The organism is Variovorax sp. 350MFTsu5.1, assembly GCF_048302515.1.
Lineage (GTDB): Bacteria > Pseudomonadota > Gammaproteobacteria > Burkholderiales > Burkholderiaceae_C > Variovorax > Variovorax guangxiensis.
Genome location: NZ_CP157620.1, coordinates 3,183,528 through 3,205,533 on the forward strand (window position 1 = coordinate 3,183,528; position 22,006 = coordinate 3,205,533).

Here is a 22,006-nt window from a genome sequence, read left to right on the forward strand (position 1 = left end):
AACGAAAAAACCGCCCATCGGGCGGTTTTTTCATGGTGCGAGGCTGAACGTGCTCAGGCAGCCTGCGCGACGCTCTTCTGGTTCGCGGCTTCTGCCGTCGCCACCAGGATGTCGGCGCGGGCAGCCGCCAGGGCGCTGTTGCGGGCTTCGTCGCCCATCGCCACGCCCTCGGCGCGCACGATGCGCACGTCGGTGATGCCGAAGAACCCGAAGACTGCCTTGAGGTAGCTCTCCTGGTGTTCCATGGCCTGGCCGCCTTCGCTGGTCGAGTAGACGCCGCCGCGGCTGGAGGCCACGATGATGGTCTTGCCGCCGGCCAGGCCCACGGGGCCCTTGTCGGTGTACTTGAAGGTGCGGCCGACCTGACCGAGGCGGTCGATCCACGCCTTGAGCTGCGTCGGGATCGAGAAGTTGTAGAACGGCGTGCCGATGACGACCACGTCCGAAGCCAGGAACTGGCTCACGAGCTTTTCGGACAGGGCGTTTTCACGCGCCTGGGCTTCGGTGGGCTGGGCCTGCACGCCGACCTTGATGCCCAGCGCGTCGGCGCTGAAGTGCGGGGGGGCGTCGACGGCCAGGTCGAGGTACTCCACGGTGGTGTCGGGGTGGGCGGCGCGCCATGCGGTCACGATCTCGGCCGAGAGCAGGCGCGAAGTCGAGTTGGTGCCGAGGATGCTGGAGTCGATGTGGAGCAGCTTCATTTCAATCAATCACTTTCTGTGTTGGCTGTCGGCACTCAAAATCGGCCGGCGATGGCGTAATTCTATTTTTGGGTCGAGTTGCCGATAAGTAGCCAAAAATTGCATAGATCGTCCTGATTGCAGGACAATGGCCGCCATGCAGGACCTCAACGACATGGTTTTCTTCGCCGAAGTGGCCGAGCGCGGCGGCTTCGCGGCCGCCAGCCGGGCCTTGGGCATTCCCAAGTCGCGGCTCTCGCGGCGGGTGGCGGAGCTGGAAGAGCGCCTCGGCGTACAGCTGATGCAGCGCAGCACCCGGCGGCTGTCGCTCACGCCGGCCGGCGAGATCTACCTGCGGCACGCTTCCGCGATGCGCGACGCGGCGCAGGCGGCGGCCGAGGCGGTGGCGCAGGTGCAGACCGAGCCCAGCGGGCTGGTGCGGCTGAGTTGCCCGGTCACCATCGCGCACAGCGGGCTGGCGCAGCTGATGCCGGTGTTCATGGAGCGCTACCCCGCGGTGCGCATCGACATGAAGGTGATCAACCGGCCGGTGGACCTGATCGAGGAGGGTATCGACATCGCGCTGCGCGTGCGGCCGGCCATCGAGGACAGCACGGTGCTGGTGGCCAAGACCTTCGGCTACAGCCGAGGCGTGCTGGTGGCGAGCCCGGGGCTGCTGGCGCGACACGGGCCGGTGCAGACGGTGGCCGACCTGGGGAAGCTGCCCACGGCGGCCATGTCGGTCAACGGGGAGGGGCGCAGCGACTGGCGGCTGGAAGGCCCGAACGGCGAGAGCCTCGTCCATTCGCACACGCCCCTCTATGTGGCCGACGACCTCGCCACGCTGCAGTTCGGCGCGCTGGGCGGCATCGGCGCGACCATGCTGCCCGACTACATGTGCCGTGCCGACGTGGAAGCCGGCCGTCTGGTACGGCTGCTGCCGGGCTGGGGGCCGCCGCCGGTGGTGGCGCACATGGTGTTTCCGGCGCGGCGGGCGCTGGTGCCGGCGGTGCGCAAGCTGATCGATTTCCTGATGGAACACCTGCAGAGCGCAGACATGCGGATGTTCTAGCGCCCGGCCGATTTGGGGCCGGGTTGCCCTCGTTATGCGGAAAACGTCATATCCAAACAAGCAGATATTCGTTTGGCATTGAAGCAAGGGTTCGCACAATCCGGGACTCCCATCCCCATCCAGGAGCGATCATGGCTACTCTGCGTCTAGGCGACACCGCCCCCAATTTCACCCAGGATTCCAGCGAAGGCCCCATCGACTTCTACCAGTGGGCCGGCGATTCGTGGGTCGTGTTCTTCTCGCACCCCGCCGACTTCACGCCCGTGTGCACCACCGAACTCGGCAAGACCGCGGCGCTGTCGGGCGAATTCGCCAAGCGCGGCGTGAAGCCCATCGCGCTGAGCGTGGACCCGGCCACCAGGCACAAGGAGTGGATCGGGGACATCAACGACACGCAGAACACCACGGTCAACTTCCCCATCATCGCGGACGCAGACCGCAAGGTGGCCGACCTGTACGACCTGATCCACCCGAACGCCTCGGCCACGGCCACCGTGCGCAGCGTGTTCATCATCGACCCGAAGAAGATCGTCCGCACGACCATCACCTACCCGGCGTCCACCGGCCGCAACTTCGACGAGATCCTGCGCGTGATCGACTCGCTGCAGCTCACCGACAGCCACAAGGTCGCCACGCCGGTGAACTGGAAGGACGGCGACGACGTGGTCATCATCCCGGCCATTCAAGACCCGGCCGAGCTCGCCGAGCGCTTCCCCAAGGGCTTCAAGGCCGTGCGCCCGTACCTGCGCATCACGCCGCAGCCGAACAAGTAAGCAAGCGGGCAGGGCAGCTCGGTCATGCAGACTCGTGTCGTCATCGTGCCTGGTTGGCGCGACTCCGGGCCCGGCCATTGGCAGAGCCTGTGGGAAGAGCGCATTCCGGGCGCAGCGCGCGTGGTGCAGGACGACTGGGCCTCGCCCAAGCGCGAAGCCTGGGTGAGCACACTGGCCAGGCTGGTGCTCGACAGCCCCGGCCCGGTGGTGATCGCCGCGCACAGCCTGGGCTGCATCGCCACGGCGCACCTGCCGCCCGAGGCGGCCGCGCGCATCCGCGGCGCGCTGCTGGTGGCGCCGGCCGACCCCGAGCGCCGCGCCGTGTTGTCCGATTTCGCACCCGTGCCTTATGCCGCGCTGCCGTACCGCAGCATCGTGGTGGCCAGCAGCAACGACCCGTACTGTCCGATCCGCCTGGCAGGCGCATATTCGCGCGCCTGGGGCAGCGAATTCGTCCGGATGCAGAATGCGGGCCACATCAACATCGATTCGGGGCACGGGGACTGGCCGCTGGGCCTTGCCTTGCTCCAGTCGCTGACCGACGAGCCCGCCGCATGGTCGGCGGGCCGTGAATTTTCAGAGAACCTCGCAACCACATGACTTCCAGAATCAAGACCTTCGTCGCCGTGCTCGCGCTGGCGTCCTCCGCACTCGCCGGCAGCACCGCCTTCGCCCAGGGCACCTCGCTGCTGAACGCCTCCTACGACGTGGCGCGCGAGTTCTACAAGGACTACAACGCGGCCTTCGTGGCGCACTACAAGAAGGCCACCGGCAAGGACGTGAAGATCGACCAGTCGCACGGCGGCTCCAGCGCGCAGGCCCGCGCGGTGGCCGACGGCCTCGACGCCGACGTGGTGACGATGAACACCTCCACCGACATCGATTTCCTCGCCAACGCCGGCGTGGTCGCGAAGGACTGGAACAAGAAGTTCCCCGAGAACGCATCGCCGACCACGTCGACCATGCTGTTCCTGGTGCGCAACGGCAACCCCAAGGGCATCAAGGACTGGGACGACCTGGTCAAGCCCGGCGTGCAGGTTGTGATCGTCAACCCCAAGACCGGCGGCAACGGCCGCTACGCCTACCTGGCCGCCTGGGGCTACATCAAGAAGAAGGGCGGCACCGATGCCCAGGCCGCCGAGTTCGTCGGCAAGCTGTTCAAGAACGTGCCGGTGCTGGCACGCGGCGGGCGCGACGCGACCACCGCCTTCCTGCAGCGCAACATCGGCGACGCGCTGATCACCTTCGAATCGGAAGTGGTCTCCATCGACCGCGAATTCGGCACCGGCAAGGTCGACTCGGTCTATCCGTCGATCAGCATCGTGGCCGAGAACCCGGTGGCCGTGGTCGAGCGCACCGTCAACAAGAAGGGCACCGGCGAGCTCGCCAAGGCCTACCTCGACTGGCTGTATTCCGAAGAAGCGCAGGAAATCGCCGCCAAGCACGCGCTGCGCCCGCGCTCGCAGACGGTGCTCAAGAAGTACGCCGCGACCTTCAAGCCGCTGCAGCTCTTCACGGTGCAGGAACTTTTCGGCAGCCTCGGTGAAGCGCAGAAGGTGCACTTCAACGACGGCGGCCAGTTCGACAAGCTGTACACCCCTGGCGGCAGGTAAATGAGCGGCGCTGTTACTTCGGCGCTCCCGTCTGCGGGAGCGCCTTTTTCTCGTGCCAACCGGGCAGGCGGCGCCAAGCGCGTGCTGCCCGGTTTCCACATCACGCTGGGCTTTTCGATTCTTTATCTGAGCCTGATCGTGCTGATCCCGCTGTCGGCGCTGGTCTTCAAGACCTTCACGCTGAGCTGGGAGCAGTTCTGGGTGGCCGTGACCGCGCCGCGCGTGATGGCTTCCTACCGGCTGACCTTCGGCGCATCGCTGCTGGCAGCCATCGTGAACGCGGTATTCGGCCTGCTGGTGGCCTGGGTGCTGGTGCGCTACAAGTTTCCGGGCAAGCGCATCGTCGACGCGCTGGTCGATCTGCCTTTCGCGCTGCCCACGGCCGTGGCCGGCATTTCGCTGACCGCGCTGCTCGCGGGCAACGGCTGGATCGGCCAGCTGCTGGAGCCGCACGGCATCAAGCTGGCCTTCACGCCGGCGGGCGTGGTGATCGCGCTGATCTTCATCGGGCTGCCCTTCGTGGTGCGCACGGTGCAGCCGGTGCTGGAAGATGCCGAGAAGGAACTGGAAGAGGCCGCCACCTCGCTGGGCGCGACGCGGCTGCAGACCTTCACCAAGGTGATCTTCCCGTCGATCGCGCCTGCGCTGCTGACGGGCTTTGCCATGGCCTTCGCTCGCGCCATCGGCGAGTACGGCTCGGTGATCTTCATCGCCGGCAACATGCCGATGATCTCGGAGATCACGCCGCTCATCATCATCGGCAAGCTGGAGCAGTACGACTACGCGGGCGCCACCGCGGTCGCGCTGGTGATGCTCGTCATTTCCTTCGTGCTGCTGCTGGTCATCAACGGCCTGCAGGCATGGCAGCGCCGTCGCGGAGGGGCCTGACATGAGCGCACCAACCAAAGTCGTTCGCCGCGCACAGGCCGGCACCACCGAAGCCGCCTGGGTGCGCTGGCTGCTGATCGGCCTCGCGCTCGGGTTCATGTTCCTGTTCCTCGTGCTGCCGCTGGCGGCCGTGGCGACCGAAGCGCTGCGCAAGGGCGTCACCGCGTACCTCGACGCGCTGAAGGAGCCCGATGCCTGGAGCGCCATCCGCCTTACGCTGATCACCGCCGCCATCGCGGTGCCGATGAACCTGGTGTTCGGCGTGGCCGGCGCCTGGGCCATCGCCAAGTTCGAGTTCCGCGGCAAGGCGCTGCTGACCACGCTGGTCGACCTGCCGTTCGCGGTGTCGCCGGTGGTGGCGGGCCTGATCTACGTGCTGGTGTTCGGCGCACAGGGCTGGCTGGGCCCGTGGCTGGCCGAGCACGACATCAAGATCATCTTCGCGGTACCCGGCATCGTGCTGGCGACCGTGTTCGTGACCTTCCCGTTCATCGCGCGCGAGCTCGTGCCGCTGATGCAGGCGCAGGGCACCGACGAGGAGCAGGCCGCCATCGTGCTCGGCGCGACTGGCTGGCAGACCTTCTGGCGCGTGACGCTGCCCAACATCAAGTGGGGCCTGCTGTACGGCGTCATTTTGTGCAACGCGCGCGCCATGGGCGAGTTCGGCGCGGTGTCGGTGGTGTCGGGCCACATCCGCGGCCAGACCAACACCATGCCGCTGCACGTGGAAGTGCTCTACAACGAATACCAGTCGGTGGCCGCCTTCGCCGTGGCTTCGCTGCTGGCGATCCTGGCGCTGGTCACGCTGGTGATCAAGTCGGTGATCGAATGGCGCCACGAGCGCGAGATGAAGGCCATTGCCGAGCTGCCCCCGGAACGCCCCCCTGAAGCCACCGCGGCCTGAGAGAGTGAGAGAGAAGAAATCATGAGCATCGAAATCCGCAACATCAGCAAGCAGTTCGGCGACTTCCGCGCGCTGCGCGACGTGAGCCTCGACGTCGATTCGGGCGAACTGGTCGCGCTGCTCGGCCCCTCGGGCTGCGGCAAGACCACGCTGCTGCGCATCATCGCGGGGCTGGAGACGGCCGACACCGGCAGCATTCTTTTCTCGGGCGAGGACACCACCGACGTGCACGTGCGCGAGCGGCAGGTGGGCTTCGTGTTCCAGCACTACGCGCTGTTCCGCCACATGACCGTGTTCGAGAACGTGGCCTTCGGCCTGCGCGTGAAGCCGCGCAAGGAGCGCCCGAGCGACGCGCAGATCAGGCAGAAGGTGACCGACCTGCTCAAGCTGGTGCAGCTCGACTGGCTGGCCGACCGCTATCCCTCGCAGCTCTCCGGCGGCCAGCGCCAGCGCATCGCGCTAGCCCGCGCGCTGGCGGTGGAGCCCAAGGTGCTTCTGCTCGACGAACCCTTCGGCGCGCTCGACGCCAAGGTGCGCAAGGAACTGCGCCGCTGGCTGCGCCGGCTGCACGACGAGCTGCATGTCACCTCCATCTTCGTCACGCACGACCAGGAGGAGGCGCTCGAGGTGGCCGACCGCGTGGTGGTCATCAACAAGGGGCGGATCGAACAGGTCGGCTCGCCGCAGGAAGTGTGGGACCAGCCCGCGAGCCCGTTCGTCTACGGCTTCCTGGGCGACGTGAACCTGTTCCACGGCCGCGCCGACAACGGCGCGGTGCAGCTTGAGGGCATGCGCCTCGAATCTCCCGAACACAGCGGCGCGCGCGACGCCAAGGCGCGTGCCTACGTGCGTCCGCATGACATCGACGTGACACCCTACACGAGCGGCGCCTCGGGCATCGTCGCCACGCTGTCGCGCGCGATCGTCGTCGGACCCATCGCGCGGCTGGAACTTGAGCCCACGGAGTCGAATCCAGATAATCCGGGCTCCGGAACCATCATCGAAGCGCAACTCCCTGCGCAACAGTTCCGCGATCTGGGCTTGAAGGAGGGCGACACGGTCGTCGCCAATCCGCGCAAGGCCAGAGTGTTCGTAGAAGAAGATTGGGTATCTCCTTGATCGATTGGTACTTCGGCGCGCCGCGCCGCGCGTTCGGGCTGATCTGCCTGGCCTGTGTCCTGATGCTGGCCTTCGGGCTCTACCTGCAGCACGTGGTCGGGCTCGAACCTTGTCCGATGTGCATCGTGCAGCGGTATGCGCTGGTGCTGGTGGCGCTGTTCACCGGGCTGGCCGGGGTTTTTCGCAACGTCGGCCTGCGTGCGGTGAGCGGCGTGCTGGCGCTGCTGGCCGCCCTGGGTGGTGCCTATACGGCGGCCTCGCAGAGCTGGCTGCAGTGGTATCCGCCCGAAGTCGTGAGCTGCGGCCGCGATCTCTACGGGATGATCGAGACCTTTCCGCTGAAGCGCGCGCTGCCGATGATCTTCCGCGGCGGCGGCGACTGCTCGAAGGTCGACTGGTCGCTGTTCGGACTGACGCTGGCGAACTGGTCGTTCATCGCGTTCGTGGTTCTGTCGCTGCTGCTGATCACGCTGCTGGTTCGCTCGCGTCGCGCGCGCTGAGACGGTCGCGCAAAGAAAACGCCGCCCGACAGGCGGCGTTTTTGCGTTCTCGAAGACAGCGAGGCGGATTCGCCTCAGTTGAACCAGCCCTGGCCCGAGAAGCCGCAAGCCATTTCTTCCAGCAGGCTGCGCCAGTACCAGCGGGCCGAGCAGCTGTTGACCATCGCGGTGTTCATGGGCTGAGCCGTTTCGGTCTTGGCGGCAGGTGCGACGAAGCTCAGCAAGTCCTGCTGGGCCGAAACCTCTTCCACCTTCGTCTTCGAAGCGGGCGCGCCGATACTGGCGATGGCGCCCGTCGTCTGCAGCATGTCGCTGTCCTGCGGGGTATGTGCCGCGCCCGCAATACCGCTGAAAGCCAGCAGCGTCGCAATTGCACCGGCCAGGGCTGCATTGCGCAGCAGCGTGTTCGACTGTTTGAATTTCATGGTCGTTTCCCTTAATTGAATACGTCGGAAAAGTGATGCCCCGGCCGCGAAAAAAGATATTCGCGGGCCCATTGGCATCTGCTGTGGCGGGCGGCTTTCAGTGCACTGCCCAATTGCCAATGTAGGAGGGGAATTCGCGTGCATACAGTGCCTAAAGTCACGATCCGGCCGGGGTGTAAGCCGCAGGGCGTTCCCTTGTAAGAGGATGGTGTCAATGCACTGCGCAGGTCTTTAAAAGTCCTTCAGCAAACGCGGCTAGGATCGTGCGACAACCGTGGAGCTTCTCCGGAACTTCCTTTCCGGCGCCGAATTCTTCTTGAAGGAAAGCGGCCCGCCCCGGAGCCTTTCATCCATTTCCTTCCGCATGCCCAATAACCCACCCCGGCGATCGCGCAAATACCTGATCGGCATTGCCGTTTTCATCGTGCTGGTCGTCATCGCCTCTTCATGGCTGCGGCCGGCGAAAAAAAGCGAATACCTCACCGCCACGGTGCAGCGCACCGATCTCGAGAACGCGGTGCTCGCCACCGGCGTGCTGCAGGCGCTCAAGCAGGTGGAGGTGGGCGCTCAGGTGAGCGGCCAGCTCAAGTCGCTGAAGGTGGTGCTCGGGCAGACGGTGAAGAAGGGCGACTGGCTCGCCGAGATCGACCCCGTCATCTCGCAGAACACCCTGGCGCAGGAGCAGGCCAGGCTCGACAACCTGCAGGCGCAGAAGCTCGCGAAGGAAGTGCGCGTCAGGCAGGCGCAGCTCACCTGGACCCGGCAGCAGGAAATGCTCGCGCAGGACGCCGCCGCCAGGCAGGACATGGAGAGCGCCGACGCTGAACTGCGTGCGCTGCGTGCAGACGCGGTGTCGCTCGAGGCGCAGATCCGCCAGCAGAAGCTGGCCGTCGCCTCGGCGCAGCAGAACCTCTCTTACACGCGCATCGTCGCGCCCATCGACGGCGACGTCGTCTCCATCAACACGCTCGAAGGCCAGACCGTGGTCGCCGCTTTCCAGGTGCCCACGCTGATGAAGCTGGCCGACCTGTCGACCATGACCGTGAAGGCGCAGGTGTCGGAAGCCGACGTGGTGCGCGTGAAGCCGGGGCAGCCGGTGTACTTCACCATCCTCGGCGACCCCGACAAGCGCTATCACGGCACGCTGCGCGCGGTGCAGCCTTCGCCGGAGAAGATCAACAACGCCGTGTTCTTCAACGCGCTGTTCGACGTGCCCAACCCCGACCGCACGCTGCGCGTGGACATGACGGCGCAGGTCGCCATCCTGCTGGGCGAAGCGAAACAGGCGCTGACGGTGCCGTTGACCGCACTGGGCGCGCGCGACAAGGACGGCCGCCAGGAGGTGCGCGTGCTCAAGCCCGACCAGACCGTGGAGACGCGCAAGGTGCGCGTCGGCATCTCCAACAACTTCCAGGCGCAGGTGCTCGAAGGCCTGAAGGAGGGCGACAGCGTCATCACCGGCGACGCCTCGGCGGTACCCGAGCGCGGCGAGACCGCCGACAACGGCGGCGGACGAGGCAAGCCTCAATGACGCAGCCGCTGCTCAGCCTGCGCGGCATCGGCCGCAGCTTTCCCTCGGGCGAGCAGGAAGTGCAGGTGCTGAAGGACGTGAACCTCGACGTCGGCAGCGGCGAAATGCTGGCCATCGTCGGCGCCTCGGGTTCGGGCAAGTCGACGCTGATGAACATCCTGGGCTGCCTCGACCGGCCGAGCACGGGCTCCTACACCGTCTCCGGCCAGGACGTGGGGGCGCTCGACAGCGACGCGCTGGCCGAACTGCGGCGCGAGCACTTCGGCTTCATCTTCCAGCGCTACCACCTGATGCAGCACCTGACGGCCACCGGCAACGTCGAGGTGCCCGCGGTGTACGCCGGCACCGACGGCCAGGCGCGCGACTCGCGTGCGCGCCAGCTGCTCGCGCGGCTCGGGCTGGGCGACCGCACCGAGCACCGGCCCAGCCAGCTGTCGGGCGGCCAGCAGCAGCGCGTGAGCATCGCGCGCGCGCTCATGAACGGCGGGCAAGTGATCCTGGCGGACGAGCCGACCGGTGCGCTCGACAGCCGCAGCGGCCAGGAGGTGATCAGCATCCTGCGCGAGCTGCATGCCCAGGGCCACACGATCATCATCGTGACGCACGACATGCAGGTGGCGAGCTGCACCGAGCGCATCATCGAGATCGCCGACGGCGTGATCGTGGGCGACAGGCCGAACGTGCCGAGTGTGCCGACCGTGGCGGCCCCGGCGCAGGAGGCTTCGCAGGCCGAAGGCGAACCTCCGGCTGCGATGACGAAGCCCGGGCTGGGCATCGCCCGCTTCAACACCGGCTGGGCCCGCTTCGCGGAAGCCTTCCGCATGGCCTGGCGCTCGATGATGGCGCACCGCATGCGCACGGCGCTCACCATGCTGGGCATCGTCATCGGCATCACTTCGGTGGTGTCGATCGTGGCGATAGGAGAGGGCGCCAAGCGCTACGTGCTGTCGGACATCCGCGCCATCGGCACCAACACGCTCGATGTGTACCCGGGCCGCGACTTCGGCGACGACAAGGCGTCGAGCATCCGCACGCTGATACCTCCCGACCTCGACGCCATCGCGGCGCAGCCCTACGTTCACAGCGTGACGCCCGTGACCTCGCGCAGCCTGCGGCTGCGCTACCGCAGCGTGGACATCAACGGCACGGTCAACGGCGTGAGCGACAGTTTCTTCCGCGTGCGCGACATGCAGATGGCCAGCGGCGCGGCCTTCACCGCCTCCGACGTGCGCCACCAGTCGCAGGTGGTTGTTATCGACCAGAACACGCGGCGCAAGCTGTTTCCCGACGGAACCGAGCCGGTGGGCAAGATCATCCTCGTGGGCAGCCTGCCATGCACGGTGATCGGCGTGGCGCAGGAGAAGAAGACGGTGTTCGGCGACGGCAACAAGTCGCTCAACCTCTGGCTGCCCTACAGCACGGGCGCGAGCCGGCTCTTCGGGCAGCAGCACTTCGACAACATCACGGTGCGCATCCGCGACGACCAGCCCACGAAGGCGGCCGAGGACAGCATCGTCAAGCTGCTCACGCTGCGCCACGGCACCAAGGATTTCTTCACCTTCAACATGGACAGCATCGTCAAGACGGCGGAGCGCACCAGCCAGTCGCTCACGCTGCTGCTGTCGCTCATCGCCGTGATCTCGCTGGTGGTGGGCGGCATCGGCGTGATGAACATCATGCTGGTGTCGGTGACCGAGCGCACGCGCGAGATCGGCATCCGCATGGCGGTGGGGGCGCGCCAGAGCGACGTGCTGCAGCAGTTCCTGACCGAGGCGGTGCTGGTGTGCCTGGTGGGCGGCCTGATCGGCGTGACGCTCTCATACGGCATCAGCTTCCTGTTCTCGCTTCTCGTCAAGCAATGGCAGATGATCTTTTCAATCGGCGCCGTGGTTTCGGCATTTCTCTGCGCGTCGCTGATCGGCGTGCTGTTCGGCTACCTGCCGGCGCGCAACGCGGCGCGGCTGGACCCCATCGAGGCGCTGGCTCGTGAGTAAGGCGCATGTTCTTTCCCTGGCCTCGGTGGCCATCGCGGTGCTCGCCCTGGGCGGCTGCACGCTGTTCCAGCCGGAGCAGCGCGCCCAGCGGCCGTTCGACATTCCGCAGCGCTGGCAGCAGTCGGTTTCGCCCGCGACCACCGGGGCCGCGGTGGCGCTGTCCGCCCACTGGTGGACGGCCTTCGATGATCCGCAGCTCGACAGGCTGATCGACAACGCACTGCGCACCAACAACAACCTGGCGGTGGCCGGCATCCGCGTGCAGCGCGCGCAACTGCAAGCCGGGCTCGCGAACACGAATCTCACGCCGGGCGTGATCGGGCAGGCCAGCACCAGCCGCAGCTACGACCTCAAGCGCGGCGGCGTCGCCGGCTCGGCGTCGAACTCGTCAGTGGCGCTGAGCTACGAACTCGACCTGTGGGGCCGGCTCTCGGCGCTGCGTAGCGCCGCCGACTGGGAGCTGAAGGCCACCGAGTCCGACCGGCAGGCGACTGCGCTGTCATTGATCGGCACCGTGGCGGGGCTCTATTGGCAGACCGGCTACCTGAACCAGCGCATTGCGCTGAGCGAGGCGGGCATGGAAGACGGCCGGCGCATCCTCGCGCTGGCGCGGGTCAAATACGCGGCGGGCGCGGTGTCGGGGCTGGACGTGGCGCAGGCCGGCCAGAATCTCGCGACGCAGGAAGCCGCCCACACTCAACTGCTGCAGCAGCGCGTGGAGGCACGCAACGCGCTGGCGATCCTGTTCGACCAGCCGCCGGAGCCGATGGCCGCCGAGCCGGCGCAACTGCCCGACATCGCATTGCCCTCCATCGATGCCGGCGTGCCCGCGAGCCTGCTGGGCCGCCGCCCCGACCTTCGCGCCGCCGAGCAGCGCCTGCGCAGTGCGCTGGCAAACGTCGACGCCACGCGCACCGGCTTCTATCCCACGCTGAGCCTGACGGGCACGCTGGGCACGTCGAGCACCGCGCTCGGCGAACTGCTGAAGAACCCCGTGGGCACGCTGGGCGCGGGTCTGACGCTGCCGTTCCTGCAATGGAATACCGCGCGGCTGACGGTGGCCGTGTCGCAGACGCAGTACGAAGAGGCGGTGGTGGGCTTCAGGCAGTCGCTGTACACGGCGCTGTCGGAGGTCGAGAACGCGCTGTCGTCACGCACGCAGCTGCGTGCCGAAAGCGAGAGCCTGGTGCTGGCGCTGCAGGAGGCACAGCGCGCCGAGCGCCTGTCGGAAGTGCGCTACCGCGCGGGGGCGACCGCGCTGCAGCCGGTGCTCGACGCGAAGGACAGGCGCCGCGCGGCCGAGGTGTCGCTGGCGCAGAACCGGCTGAACCAGCTCAACGCGACGATGACGCTCTACAAGGCGCTGGGCGGGGCGGCAGTGGCTTCGTAGCGCATTTGCTCCCTCTCCCTCTGGGAGAGGGCTGGGGTGAGGGCATCGGCCTCCAAGTCGAGGCCGCGCTTCATCGGCTGCACAGTGCCCTCACCCTGACCCTCTCCCAGAGGGAGAGGGAAGAAGACATCAGTCCTGAAACGGCGGCTTCTTCGCCAGCTTGCGCAGCAGCAGCAGGGGCAGGCGCAGCACGAACTCGACCATAAGCCGCGTGTGCATCCAGGTGAGCAGCACGTTGTCGCGGCCATAGCGGAAGTGCGAGACGCCGCCTTCCTCGGCGCTCAGGTATTTCACCGGTGCGTCGATGTTGACCGGCTTCACGCCGCGCCAGGCCAGCCGCACGACGGCCTCGGTGTCGAAGTCGAAGCGGCGCATCCAGGGCTGGCGCGCCATCACCGCGATCAGGTCGGCCACCGGATACACGCGAAAGCCGTAGAGCGAGTCGCCGACGCCCGCGAACAGCGTTTCGAGCTGCGTCCACCCGTTCGACACGCGCCGGCCGCGCACGCGCAGCAGCGGCGCGCTGGCGTCGAACACCGGGCGGCCGAGCACCATGGTTTCGGGGCGAGCCAGCGAGGCTTGCATGAAGGCGGGGATCAGGTCGGCCGGATGCTGGCCGTCGGAGTCCATCGTCAGCGCGTGGGTGAAGCCGGCTTCCTTTGCGGCGCGCAGGCCGTGCAGCACTGCGGAGCCCTTGCCCTGGTTCTGCGGCAGCACCCACACGCGCAGGCCCGGGTCGCCCTCGGCCATCTGCTGCAGGCGCTCGCCGGTGCCGTCGTCGCTGCCGTCGATCACCACCCACACCGGGTTCCATTGCGCGCGCGCGGCGGCGACCGTGGAGAACAGGCGCTCGCCGGTGTTGTAGCTGGGGATCAGGACAAGGTGTGTGCGCGAGGCGTCTGGCATTCGGGGGACGCGTCGGTGGCGCGCTGCTCCATGTTTTGTCGGAAGTATTGTTCGAGTTCCGCCTGCAGCACGTCGCTGTCCTGCGTGGGCGCGAAGCGCTTGCCCAGCCGCAGCCTGAAGACGATGGGCAGCGGCGGCACGCGCCACAGCGGCCAGCCCTTGGCGAGGTAGGGCGAGTCGGTGTCGATGAACACCGTCTGGATCGGCGCCTGCGCCAGCTTGGCGATCAGCGTGGTGCCCGGGCGGAACGGGTTGAGCGGCGGCGTCACCGTGCGCGTGCCCTCGGGGAAGATCACCAGCTGGCCGCCGTTGCGCAGGTCGTTCACCGCCAGCCGCACCATGGTGCGCGCCGACTTGTTGCTGATGTAGCGCGCCAGCCGGGCGCCCGCGCCAAGGAAGATGTTGCCCATCAGGTCGGCCTTCATGATGCAGGCGCTGCGCGGCAGCCGCGCCACCAGCAGCAGCGCGTCGAGCATGGTCGGGTGGTTGGCCACGAAGATCACGCCGGGCTCCTTGCTCATCGGGTCGAGGCAGCTGGCGTCGATGCGCATCATGCCGGTCACCGAGGCCAGCCACCAGAACATGCGGTAGGCGAAGGCGATGGTCATGCGGCCCAGGGCACGGGCAGGCGCCGCCGGCATCACCGGATGGATGAGCATGGCGAAGATGTTCCAGACCAGCGAAATCAGGCCGAGAAACAGCAGCAGCGCATAGAGCATCACCGCGAGCGGAATCGACGTGAGAAATCTCAGCACGCGGTTCATTGAATCGGTCAATCGGACGGAAGGACGGAACGGCCGGGCAATAGCCGGTCAGGCCCGCAGCTGCCCCGCGGCGACGGCGTGGGCCTCGATCTCGACCAGCAGGTCGCTGCGGCAGATGTCCGCCTCGAGGTAAACGGCGTGGCGAGCCATCGGCGCGTCGGCGCCCAGCGCTTCCTCGATGACGGCGCGCACCGTGGCGGTGTCGGAAGGGTGCCGCACGTAGACCACGCAGTCGAGCCCGGCCAGCGAGAAGGTCGCGCTGCAGCGCTCGTTCGCGGCTGTGATGACGGCCTGCAGGTTGCGCAAGGTCTCGCGCGTCTGCTCTTGCACGTCGCCATGGTGCACGGTCTCGTGGCCGACGATGCTCGCGGTGCCGGAGATGAAGAGAGCGAGGTTGCCGTCGCCAGTGTCCGCCAGCGCGGCGCGGGAGAAGGTCGGAGAGCGGGGGCCGTAGGTTTCGGGATAGCGGTAGGCCGAAACCTGCCGCGGATTCTCGACCGGCAGCGGCGCCTGCTGGCCGGCCAGGAAGCGGATCGACAGCGCACCCTGGTGGATGCCCAGCGCGCAGGCGGCCGGCGCGCCTTCGAAGGCTGCGCGGCCGGCTTCGAGGAAAGCTTCCTGGCGGCCCAGGTTGAACTGGCGGTAGCGCTCCAGGCCGCCGCCGTCGGCGTTGATCTGCGGCAGGTAGTTCCAGATGCGCTGCAGGTGCGGCGTGCCGGCCTGGTCCAGCGTCTTGAAAAGATCGCGGTAGGCGCGGTGCGCGAGTTCGGCCAGGCCCTGCTTCTCGGCGGATTCGTCGAGGTCGATGGCGCCGAGCAGCCAGTGGCCGTCGGTGCGCCAGCGCGCGATGCCGGTGGTGCCCGACTTGATCTGCGCACCGCCCGCGTGCCACACGTCGGCCATGGCGCCGCTGTCGGAGAGCACGCGCGCGTTGACCGTCGGCATCCAGGCCACGCCGTGCGGCGTGCCGTAGCCGAGCGCGGCGAAGGGGGCCTTGCCGTCGGTCGCCAGCGCCAGGCTGGCCGGCAGCGACAGGCGCTCGACGCGCAGATGGGTCTCGTGGCGCTGCGGCAAGGTGGCGTGCGACGGGGTGTCGGGATTCCCGGGCCCGACGGAAGGCGATGGCGTCATCGAACAATTATCACCAAAAGCATTGACCCGAATTCCGGCCTCCAGGGCCGGCGTTGTGTGCGCCGGACAGTAAACTCGGGGCTGCTCGGATTGACACAGAAACACAGGACAGCGAGATAGAAAGCCATGGCCGGACATAGCAAGTGGGCGAATATTCAGCACCGGAAGGGCCGCCAGGACGAGAAGCGGGGCAAGCTCTGGACCCGCGCGATCCGCGAAATCACGGTGGCCGCCCGCGCCGGCGGCGCCGATCTGGGCGCCAACCCCCGGCTGCGGCTGGCGGTTGAAAAGGCCAAGGCCGTCAACCTGCCCATCGACACCATCAAGCGCAACATCGACAAGGCCACGGGCAACCTCGAAGGCGTCAATTACGAAGAAATTCGTTACGAAGGGTACGGCATCGGCGGCGCGGCAATCATCGTCGACACCATGACCGACAACCGCGTGCGCACCGTGGCCGAAGTGCGCCACGCCTTCTCCAAGCACGGCGGCAACATGGGCACCGAAGGCTCGGTGGCCTTCCAGTTCAAGCACTGCGGCCAGATCATCTTCGCGCCCGGCACCAGCGAGGACAAGGTGATGGAAGCGGCCCTCGAGGCGGGCGCGGAAGACGTCGTCACCGACGACGATGGCGCCATCGAGGTGATCACCTCCGTAGCCGAATTCGAGGCGGTGAAGAACGCGCTCGAAGCCGCCGGCCTGAAGCCCGACGCCGCCGAAGTCACCATGCGCGCCGAGAACACGGTGGAAGTGACCGGCGAGGACGCCGCAAGAATGCAGAAGCTGCTCGACGTGCTCGAGGACCTGGACGACGTGCAGGACGTCTATCACAACGCCTCGCTGTCCGAGTGAGCTGCCGTCGTCGAATGAATGTTTGTTGAATCACAGCGAGAAATGAAGGCCCGCGAATGAAGGTACTGGTAATTGGGGGAGGGGGCCGCGAACACGCTCTGGCATGGCGCCTGGCGCAGGCCGCACGGGTGAGCCGCGTGTACGTGGCGCCGGGCAATGGCGGCACCGCCAGCGACGAGCGCTACGACTGCATCGACATCACCGAGCCCGCCGCGCTGCGCGAGTGGGCCATCAAGGAAAAGATCGCGCTGACGGTGGTCGGTCCCGAGGCGCCGCTGGCGGCCGGCGTGGTCGACGAGTTCCGCGCGCACGGCCTGCGCATCTTCGGCCCGACCCAGGCAGCCGCGCAGCTCGAAAGCTCGAAGGCCTTCTCCAAGGCCTTCATGAAGCGCCACAAGATCCCGACGGCCGAGTACGAGGCCTTCACCGACGCCGCAGCCGCGCACGCCTACATCGACGCCAAGGGCGCCCCCATCGTCGTCAAGGCCGACGGCCTGGCAGCCGGCAAGGGCGTGGTCGTGGCCATGACGGCCGAGGAAGCGCACGAGGCCGTCGACTTCATGCTGGTCGACAACAAGTTCGGCGTGTCCCACAACGAAGGCGGCGCGCGCGTCGTCATCGAGGAATTCCTGCAGGGCGAGGAAGCCAGCTTCATCGTGCTGTGCGACGGCAAGAACGTGACCGCGCTGGCCACCAGCCAGGACCACAAGCGCCTGCTGGACAACGACGAAGGCCCCAACACCGGCGGCATGGGCGCGTATTCGCCCGCGCCGGTGGTCACGGCCGAAGTGCATGCGCGCGCCATGCGCGAGATCATCCTGCCGACCATCCGCGGCATGGAAAAGGACGGCATCCCGTACACCGGCTTCCTGTACGCCGGCCTCATGATCGACGCGGCCGGCCATCCGAAGACGCTCGAATTCAACTGCCGCATGGGCGATCCCGAGACGCAGCCGATCATGATGCGGCTCAAGTCCGACCTGTTCGAAGTCTTCTGGCACGCCACCGACGGCACGCTCGATCAGGTCGAGCTGCAGTGGGACCGCCGCGTGGCGATGGGCGTGGTCATGGCCGCGCACGGCTATCCGCTGTCGCCGCGCAAGGGCGACCGCATCACCGGCATCCCTGCCGAGGCGCCCGATGCGGTGGTATTCCACGCGGGCACCACGCTCGACAACGGCGAGCTCAAGACCAGCGGCGGCCGGGTGCTGTGCGTGACCGTTCTGGCCGACAGCGTGAAGCAGGCGCAGCAGCGGGCCTACGAGGTCGCGGCGCGCGTCAGCTTCGATGGCGCCCAGTACCGCAAGGACATCGGCTTCCGCGCGGTGCACGCACGCAACCCCCACGGCAGCTGATGCAGCAGGCCAATCCGGCGGCGGTCGGCGAGTACCTGCGCGGACTGCAGCAGTCGATCATCGCGGCTGTCGAGAAGGCCGACGGCGGCACCTGCGTGCGCGATGCCTGGCAGAAGGCGCCCGGCGAGCCGCTGCAGGGCAACGGCCTGACCTGCATCCTCGAAGGCGGCGAGCTCTTCGAGCGCGCGGGCTGCGGTTTCTCGCAGGTGCGCGGTCCGAAGCTGCCGCCCTCGGCGACGCAGAACCGCCCCGAGTTGGCGGGCGCGCCCTTCGAGGCGATGGGCGTGTCGCTGGTGTTCCATCCGCGCAATCCGTACGTGCCGATCGTCCACATGAACGTGCGCATGCTCGCCGCGCTCCCCGAGGGCAAGGAACCGGTCTGCTGGTTCGGCGGCGGCATGGACCTCACGCCCTGCTACGGTTTCGAGGAAGACGCGGTGCACTTCCACACCGTGTGCCGCGATTCGCTTGCCGCGTTCGGCGACGACAAGTACACGCGCTTCAAGACCTGGTGCGACGAATATTTCTTCCTCAAGCACCGCAACGAGCAGCGCGGCGTCGGCGGCATCTTCTTCGACGATTTCTCCGAAGGCGGCTTCGAGAACGGCTTCGCGATGATCCGCTCGGTGGGCGACAGCTTCCTGCAGGCCTACCTGCCCATCGTCGAGCGCCGCCGCGCCACGCCGTACACGGAGCGTGAGCGCAACTTCCAGCTCTACCGGCGTGGCCGGTACGTGGAGTTCAACCTCGTGTGGGACCGCGGCACGCACTTCGGCCTGCAATCGGGCGGGCGCACGGAATCGATCCTGCTGTCGATGCCGCCGCTGGCGAGTTGGGCCTACCAGCAGCAGCCCGAGCCGGGCAGCCCCGAAGCCGCGCTCTACAGCGACTTCATCGTGCGGCGAGATTGGTTGTGAACTCTCCTCCCGGTAAGGTGCAACGCCGCATCGGCGTGTTTGGCGGCGCGTTCGATCCACCGCACAACGCCCACGTGGCCCTTGCCGAAGCCGCGATGGCGCAGCTCGATCTCGACGAGCTGCATGTGATTCCCACCGGCCTGGCCTGGCACAAGAGCAGGGCGCTCACGCCGAAGGAGGATCGCCTCGCCATGACCCGGCTGGCCTTCGGCGACCTGAAGGGCACCATCGTCGTCGACAGCCGCGAGGTGCTGCGCGACGGCCCCACCTACACGCTCGACACCCTGCACGAACTGCAGCGCGAGCAGCCCGGTGCCCAGCTGGTGCTGATCATGGGAGCCGACCAGGCCAGCGCGCTGCCGACCTGGCACGGCTGGCAGGATATACTCGGCATTGCTATTGTTTCTGTAGCGTATCGCGCACTATCGACGGGTAACACTGCCCGTTTTGATCCGAAATCCCTGTCCGGCCTTCCTGCTGGCGCGCGTTTCGAGGCGCTCGAACTGCCTCCCATGGACATCAGCGCCACCGAGATCCGGCGGCGCGCGGCGCTCGGCGTGGACATTTCCTCGCTGGTTCCGCCCACGGTTGCACGCTATATTGACCAACACCACCTCTACCGCACTGCCTGATGACCACTGAAGCCGCCGCAAAGAAAGACACCCAGAAACTCCAGCGAGCCATCATCGATGGCCTCGAAGACGTCAAGGCGCAGGACATCCAGGTATTCGACACCGAGCATCTCTCGCCACTGTTCGAGCGTGTGATCGTTGCCTCGGGCACCTCCAACCGCCAGACCAAGGCGCTGGCCGCCAGCGTGCGCGACGCGGTACGCGAGGCCGGCTTCGCCAAGCCGCGCGTGGAGGGTGAGGATAACGGCGAGTGGATCATCGTGGACTGCGGTTCGGCCGTCGCGCACATCATGCAGCCCGCCATCCGCCAGTACTACCACCTGGAAGAGATCTGGGGCGACAAGCCGGTGCGCGCCAAGCTCGGCGGCACCAAGCCCGCGGTAGCCACCGCCTCCAAGGCCGGCGCCGAAGAGAAGAAGGCCGCCGCCAAGGCCCCGACGCTGCGCCGTTCGAGCGCCGCCAAGACCGCGATCCGCGCGGCCGAGCAGGAAGCCAAGGCCGCGAAGGCCCCGGCCAAGAAGACGGCTGCGAAGAAGGCTCCCGCCAAGAAGGCCGCAACCACCACTGCGCGCGTGCCGGTCAAGGTCGTGGGCAAGCCCGCCGCCAAGAAGCCGGCGGCAAAGAAGACGACGGCCGCCAGGAAGGCGCCAGCCCGCCGCGCATGAAGCTGCTGGTGGTCGCCGTCGGGCAGCGCATGCCCGACTGGGCACAGACTGCCTGGGACGACTACGCCAAGCGCTTTCCGCCCGAGCTCAAGCTCGAACTGCGCGCGGTCAAGACCGAGCCGCGCGGTTCAAAGACGCTGGAAACCCTCTACGCCGCCGAGCGCGAGCGCATCGAAGGCGCCATTGCGCGCGGCATGCGCATCGTGGTGCTCGACGAACGCGGCACGGCGCTGACCACCAAGGCGCTCGCCGCGCGTCTGCAGACCTGGCAGGGCGAGGGCGACGACGTCGCCCTGGTCATCGGCGGGCCCGACGGGCTCGACCCGGCCTTCAAGGCCGCGGCCCACGAACGCATCCGGCTGTCCGACCTCACGCTGCCGCACGCGATGGCGCGCGTGCTGCTGGTCGAGCAGTTGTACCGTGCGTGGTCGGTCAACGCGGGCCATCCCTACCACCGCGAATGACGAACGCCGCCGGGCACGTCGCGTTGCTCGACGAACGGGGCCATGCGCTGGTGCCGGCGCTGCTGCCGGCCGAACTCCTGGACGCCGCCGCGCGGTCGCTCGACGACCGGCTGGGGCAGGTGGCGGGCAGCCGCAACCTGCTGGTTCATCCGCTTTGCGGCGACATCGCGGTTCGCCTGAAAGCGCGGCTGTGCGGCATGGGCCTGCTCGATGCCCGGTCGGTAGCCGTGCAATGCACGCTCTTCGACAAGACGCCCGACAGCAACTGGCTGGTCGCGCTGCACCAGGACACGTCGATCCCGGCCTCGGGCGCCGGCATGGCCGCCGTCATCAAGGAGGGCGAGCCCTACGTACAGCCTCCGATCGACGTCCTGCAATCGCTGCTCGCCGTGCGGGTGCATCTGGACGACTGCGGCGCCGACGCAGGACCGCTGCGCGTCGTGCCGGGCAGCCACCGCGCCGGTCGGCTCGATGGCGAGGAAGCGCTGGCGCTGCGAGCCGCCCATGGAGAAACCGTCTGCACCGCGGCGCAAGGCGATGTCTTGCTGATGCGCCCCTTGCTGCTGCATGCCTCGTCGCGCGCGAAATCGCCGGCGCGTCGCCGCGTCCTTCATTTTCTTTTCGGACCTCCGGGCCTGCCGCACGGGCTGGCCTGGAACCACATGGTGGCCGGCGATCAGCCGAGTCCACGGGAGACTTGAACCTTGCCCGATTTCATCTACCTCGCCTCGCAGAGCCCGCGCCGCGCCCAGTTGCTCGGCCAGCTCGGAGTGCGCCACGAACTGCTGCTGGCCGATGCCGACGAGGATGCCGAATCGCTGGAAGCAGTGCTGCCCAACGAAGCCCCGGCCACCTACGTGCAGCGCGTCACCGGGCTGAAGCTCGACGCCGCCGTGGCCCGGATGCGCAGGCGCGGCCTGCCCGACGCGCCGGTGCTTTGCGCCGACACCACGGTCGCGCTCGGCCGCACCATCCTCGGCAAGCCGGAGGACGAAAAGGACGCCTCTCGCATGCTGCGGATGCTCTCGGGCACCACCCACCGCGTGCTGACCGCCGTGGCGCTGCATCACGGCAGAAAGAGCCATGCCGCGCTCAGCGTGTCGCGCGTGCGCTTCGCCGACATCACGAAGTCGCAGATCGCCCGCTACGCCGAAAGCGGCGAGCCGCTGGGCAAGGCCGGCGCGTACGCCATCCAGGGCGCGGCGGCGGCGTTCGTCGAGCACATCAGCGGGTCCTATTCGGGCATCATGGGCCTCCCCATGTTCGAGACCGCACAACTCTTGCGGCAGGCGGGGATGCTCAAGTGAATACGCCATGACACTCAAGACCGCATTCTTTTTCAGGGCCGCCGCGGAACCGGCTTCGCCGGGCCGCTGGCGGCGCCCCCCTGCAGGGGGGTGGGCGAAGCGACACGCAGTGCGCGCAGCCTGG

The 22,006-nt window shown here is 67.6% G+C and carries 24 protein-coding genes; 19 read left to right on the forward strand and 5 right to left on the reverse strand.

The genetic code is table 11. The features are described 5' to 3' along the window. Window positions 1–53 precede the first annotated feature (53 nt). Entirely contained in the window at window positions 54–701 is a 648-nt protein-coding gene (locus ABL843_RS14445) for an FMN-dependent NADH-azoreductase (protein WP_184638217.1), read from the reverse strand. 136 nt (window positions 702–837) lie between these two features. Between ABL843_RS14445 and ABL843_RS14450 the strand changes: the two genes are divergently transcribed. From ABL843_RS14450 to ABL843_RS14485, 8 genes are all read left to right on the forward strand, one after another. Continuing rightward, on the forward strand, window positions 838–1,752 hold the full coding sequence (locus tag ABL843_RS14450) for a LysR family transcriptional regulator (protein WP_126019381.1): 915 nt from the start codon (window positions 838–840) through the stop codon (window positions 1,750–1,752). 131 nt (window positions 1,753–1,883) lie between these two features. Next, window positions 1,884–2,525, forward strand: a complete 642-nt coding sequence (locus tag ABL843_RS14455) for a peroxiredoxin (RefSeq protein ID WP_126019383.1) — start codon at window positions 1,884–1,886, stop codon at window positions 2,523–2,525. 24 nt (window positions 2,526–2,549) lie between these two features. After that, window positions 2,550–3,125 (forward strand): RBBP9/YdeN family alpha/beta hydrolase, encoded by a 576-nt coding sequence (locus tag ABL843_RS14460; RefSeq protein ID WP_184638215.1) that lies wholly within the window; start codon window positions 2,550–2,552, stop codon window positions 3,123–3,125. Then, a complete protein-coding gene (locus ABL843_RS14465; RefSeq protein ID WP_418120293.1) occupies window positions 3,122–4,138 on the forward strand; it encodes a sulfate ABC transporter substrate-binding protein in 1,017 nt (338 codons plus the stop codon). The genes ABL843_RS14460 and ABL843_RS14465 overlap by 4 nt, the downstream gene beginning before the upstream one ends. After that, on the forward strand, window positions 4,139–5,026 hold the full coding sequence (gene cysT / locus ABL843_RS14470) for a sulfate ABC transporter permease subunit CysT (RefSeq protein ID WP_126019390.1): 888 nt from the start codon (window positions 4,139–4,141) through the stop codon (window positions 5,024–5,026). Window position 5,027: 1 nt separating this feature from the next. Beyond that, window positions 5,028–5,930: a sulfate ABC transporter permease subunit CysW gene (cysW, locus tag ABL843_RS14475; RefSeq protein WP_418120294.1), complete on the forward strand. Its 903-nt coding sequence runs from the start codon at window positions 5,028–5,030 to the stop codon at window positions 5,928–5,930. A gap of 21 nt (window positions 5,931–5,951) precedes the next feature. Further along, window positions 5,952–7,049 (forward strand): sulfate/molybdate ABC transporter ATP-binding protein, encoded by a 1,098-nt coding sequence (locus ABL843_RS14480; RefSeq protein WP_418120295.1) that lies wholly within the window; start codon window positions 5,952–5,954, stop codon window positions 7,047–7,049. Further along, window positions 7,046–7,549, forward strand: a complete 504-nt coding sequence (locus ABL843_RS14485; protein WP_418120296.1) for a disulfide bond formation protein B — start codon at window positions 7,046–7,048, stop codon at window positions 7,547–7,549. The genes ABL843_RS14480 and ABL843_RS14485 overlap by 4 nt, the downstream gene beginning before the upstream one ends. A gap of 74 nt (window positions 7,550–7,623) precedes the next feature. On the opposite strand, the gene ABL843_RS14490 is transcribed toward ABL843_RS14485, so the two are convergent. Continuing rightward, the gene (locus ABL843_RS14490; RefSeq protein ID WP_418120297.1) at window positions 7,624–7,974 is read right to left on the reverse strand and encodes a hypothetical protein; all 351 of its coding nucleotides are present in this window, start codon (window positions 7,972–7,974) and stop codon (window positions 7,624–7,626) included. Window positions 7,975–8,338: 364 nt separating this feature from the next. On the opposite strand from ABL843_RS14490, the gene macA reads away from it, so the two are divergent. The 3 genes from macA to ABL843_RS14505 are packed head-to-tail and all read left to right on the forward strand — an operon-like array spanning window position 8,339 to window position 12,889. Further along, complete coding sequence (gene macA, locus ABL843_RS14495) at window positions 8,339–9,505, forward strand: macrolide transporter subunit MacA (protein ID WP_418120298.1); 1,167 nt, start codon at window positions 8,339–8,341, stop codon at window positions 9,503–9,505. After that, the gene (gene macB / locus ABL843_RS14500; RefSeq protein WP_418120299.1) at window positions 9,502–11,499 is read left to right on the forward strand and encodes a macrolide ABC transporter ATP-binding protein/permease MacB; all 1,998 of its coding nucleotides are present in this window, start codon (window positions 9,502–9,504) and stop codon (window positions 11,497–11,499) included. Before macA ends, macB begins: the two co-directional genes overlap by 4 nt. Next, window positions 11,492–12,889 (forward strand): efflux transporter outer membrane subunit, encoded by a 1,398-nt coding sequence (locus tag ABL843_RS14505; RefSeq protein WP_418120300.1) that lies wholly within the window; start codon window positions 11,492–11,494, stop codon window positions 12,887–12,889. The genes macB and ABL843_RS14505 overlap by 8 nt, the downstream gene beginning before the upstream one ends. Before the next feature lie 129 nt (window positions 12,890–13,018). On the opposite strand, the gene ABL843_RS14510 is transcribed toward ABL843_RS14505, so the two are convergent. The 3 genes from ABL843_RS14510 to ABL843_RS14520 are packed head-to-tail and all read right to left on the reverse strand — an operon-like array spanning window position 13,019 to window position 15,690. Beyond that, window positions 13,019–13,795 (reverse strand): glycosyltransferase family 2 protein, encoded by a 777-nt coding sequence (locus ABL843_RS14510; protein WP_418120301.1) that lies wholly within the window; start codon window positions 13,793–13,795, stop codon window positions 13,019–13,021. Further along, window positions 13,762–14,559, reverse strand: coding sequence for a lysophospholipid acyltransferase family protein (locus tag ABL843_RS14515; RefSeq protein ID WP_126019414.1), 798 nt, complete (start codon window positions 14,557–14,559; stop codon window positions 13,762–13,764). The genes ABL843_RS14510 and ABL843_RS14515 overlap by 34 nt, the downstream gene beginning before the upstream one ends. A 48-nt stretch (window positions 14,560–14,607) precedes the next feature. Continuing rightward, the gene (locus ABL843_RS14520) at window positions 14,608–15,690 is read right to left on the reverse strand and encodes a Rid family hydrolase (protein WP_240650476.1); all 1,083 of its coding nucleotides are present in this window, start codon (window positions 15,688–15,690) and stop codon (window positions 14,608–14,610) included. Window positions 15,691–15,816: 126 nt separating this feature from the next. Between ABL843_RS14520 and ABL843_RS14525 the strand changes: the two genes are divergently transcribed. From ABL843_RS14525 to ABL843_RS14560, 8 genes are read left to right on the forward strand one after another with little or no spacing between them, the layout of a single operon-like run. Next, on the forward strand, window positions 15,817–16,542 hold the full coding sequence (locus tag ABL843_RS14525; protein ID WP_126019416.1) for a YebC/PmpR family DNA-binding transcriptional regulator: 726 nt from the start codon (window positions 15,817–15,819) through the stop codon (window positions 16,540–16,542). Between the two features lie 56 nt (window positions 16,543–16,598). Continuing rightward, window positions 16,599–17,897: a phosphoribosylamine--glycine ligase gene (gene purD, locus ABL843_RS14530; protein ID WP_126019418.1), complete on the forward strand. Its 1,299-nt coding sequence runs from the start codon at window positions 16,599–16,601 to the stop codon at window positions 17,895–17,897. Continuing rightward, a complete protein-coding gene (gene hemF, locus ABL843_RS14535; RefSeq protein WP_418120302.1) occupies window positions 17,897–18,814 on the forward strand; it encodes an oxygen-dependent coproporphyrinogen oxidase in 918 nt (305 codons plus the stop codon). Before purD ends, hemF begins: the two co-directional genes overlap by 1 nt. A 17-nt stretch (window positions 18,815–18,831) precedes the next feature. Next, window positions 18,832–19,446, forward strand: a complete 615-nt coding sequence (gene nadD, locus ABL843_RS14540; protein WP_418120303.1) for a nicotinate-nucleotide adenylyltransferase — start codon at window positions 18,832–18,834, stop codon at window positions 19,444–19,446. After that, entirely contained in the window at window positions 19,446–20,111 is a 666-nt protein-coding gene (gene rsfS / locus ABL843_RS14545) for a ribosome silencing factor (RefSeq protein WP_126019424.1), read from the forward strand. Before nadD ends, rsfS begins: the two co-directional genes overlap by 1 nt. After that, complete coding sequence (gene rlmH / locus ABL843_RS14550) at window positions 20,108–20,575, forward strand: 23S rRNA (pseudouridine(1915)-N(3))-methyltransferase RlmH (protein ID WP_070060813.1); 468 nt, start codon at window positions 20,108–20,110, stop codon at window positions 20,573–20,575. Before rsfS ends, rlmH begins: the two co-directional genes overlap by 4 nt. Continuing rightward, window positions 20,572–21,276 carry a phytanoyl-CoA dioxygenase family protein gene (locus ABL843_RS14555; RefSeq protein WP_418120304.1) on the forward strand — a complete coding sequence of 235 codons (705 nt, stop codon included), beginning with the start codon at window positions 20,572–20,574 and terminating at the stop codon, window positions 21,274–21,276. The genes rlmH and ABL843_RS14555 overlap by 4 nt, the downstream gene beginning before the upstream one ends. Window positions 21,277–21,279: 3 nt before the next feature. Then, complete coding sequence (locus ABL843_RS14560) at window positions 21,280–21,882, forward strand: Maf family protein (protein ID WP_418120305.1); 603 nt, start codon at window positions 21,280–21,282, stop codon at window positions 21,880–21,882. Window positions 21,883–22,006: the final 124 nt, after the last annotated feature.

What these genes read in the sequence shown, in the direction of transcription:
- ABL843_RS14445 (WP_184638217.1), bottom strand. Translation starts at nt 701, where the DNA reads ATGAAGCTGCTCCACATCGACTCCAGCATCCTCGGCACCAACTCGACT.
- ABL843_RS14450 (WP_126019381.1), top strand. Translation starts at nt 838, where the DNA reads ATGCAGGACCTCAACGACATGGTTTTCTTCGCCGAAGTGGCCGAGCGC.
- ABL843_RS14455 (WP_126019383.1), top strand. Translation starts at nt 1,884, where the DNA reads ATGGCTACTCTGCGTCTAGGCGACACCGCCCCCAATTTCACCCAGGAT.
- ABL843_RS14460 (WP_184638215.1), top strand. Translation starts at nt 2,550, where the DNA reads ATGCAGACTCGTGTCGTCATCGTGCCTGGTTGGCGCGACTCCGGGCCC.
- ABL843_RS14465 (WP_418120293.1), top strand. Translation starts at nt 3,122, where the DNA reads ATGACTTCCAGAATCAAGACCTTCGTCGCCGTGCTCGCGCTGGCGTCC.
- cysT (WP_126019390.1), top strand. Translation starts at nt 4,139, where the DNA reads ATGAGCGGCGCTGTTACTTCGGCGCTCCCGTCTGCGGGAGCGCCTTTT.
- cysW (WP_418120294.1), top strand. Translation starts at nt 5,028, where the DNA reads ATGAGCGCACCAACCAAAGTCGTTCGCCGCGCACAGGCCGGCACCACC.
- ABL843_RS14480 (WP_418120295.1), top strand. Translation starts at nt 5,952, where the DNA reads ATGAGCATCGAAATCCGCAACATCAGCAAGCAGTTCGGCGACTTCCGC.
- ABL843_RS14490 (WP_418120297.1), bottom strand. Translation starts at nt 7,974, where the DNA reads ATGAAATTCAAACAGTCGAACACGCTGCTGCGCAATGCAGCCCTGGCC.
- macA (WP_418120298.1), top strand. Translation starts at nt 8,339, where the DNA reads ATGCCCAATAACCCACCCCGGCGATCGCGCAAATACCTGATCGGCATT.
- macB (WP_418120299.1), top strand. Translation starts at nt 9,502, where the DNA reads ATGACGCAGCCGCTGCTCAGCCTGCGCGGCATCGGCCGCAGCTTTCCC.
- ABL843_RS14510 (WP_418120301.1), bottom strand. Translation starts at nt 13,795, where the DNA reads ATGCCAGACGCCTCGCGCACACACCTTGTCCTGATCCCCAGCTACAAC.
- ABL843_RS14515 (WP_126019414.1), bottom strand. Translation starts at nt 14,559, where the DNA reads ATGAACCGCGTGCTGAGATTTCTCACGTCGATTCCGCTCGCGGTGATG.
- ABL843_RS14520 (WP_240650476.1), bottom strand. Translation starts at nt 15,690, where the DNA reads ATGACGCCATCGCCTTCCGTCGGGCCCGGGAATCCCGACACCCCGTCG.
- ABL843_RS14525 (WP_126019416.1), top strand. Translation starts at nt 15,817, where the DNA reads ATGGCCGGACATAGCAAGTGGGCGAATATTCAGCACCGGAAGGGCCGC.
- purD (WP_126019418.1), top strand. Translation starts at nt 16,599, where the DNA reads ATGAAGGTACTGGTAATTGGGGGAGGGGGCCGCGAACACGCTCTGGCA.
- hemF (WP_418120302.1), top strand. Translation starts at nt 17,897, where the DNA reads ATGCAGCAGGCCAATCCGGCGGCGGTCGGCGAGTACCTGCGCGGACTG.
- rsfS (WP_126019424.1), top strand. Translation starts at nt 19,446, where the DNA reads ATGACCACTGAAGCCGCCGCAAAGAAAGACACCCAGAAACTCCAGCGA.
- rlmH (WP_070060813.1), top strand. Translation starts at nt 20,108, where the DNA reads ATGAAGCTGCTGGTGGTCGCCGTCGGGCAGCGCATGCCCGACTGGGCA.
- ABL843_RS14555 (WP_418120304.1), top strand. Translation starts at nt 20,572, where the DNA reads ATGACGAACGCCGCCGGGCACGTCGCGTTGCTCGACGAACGGGGCCAT.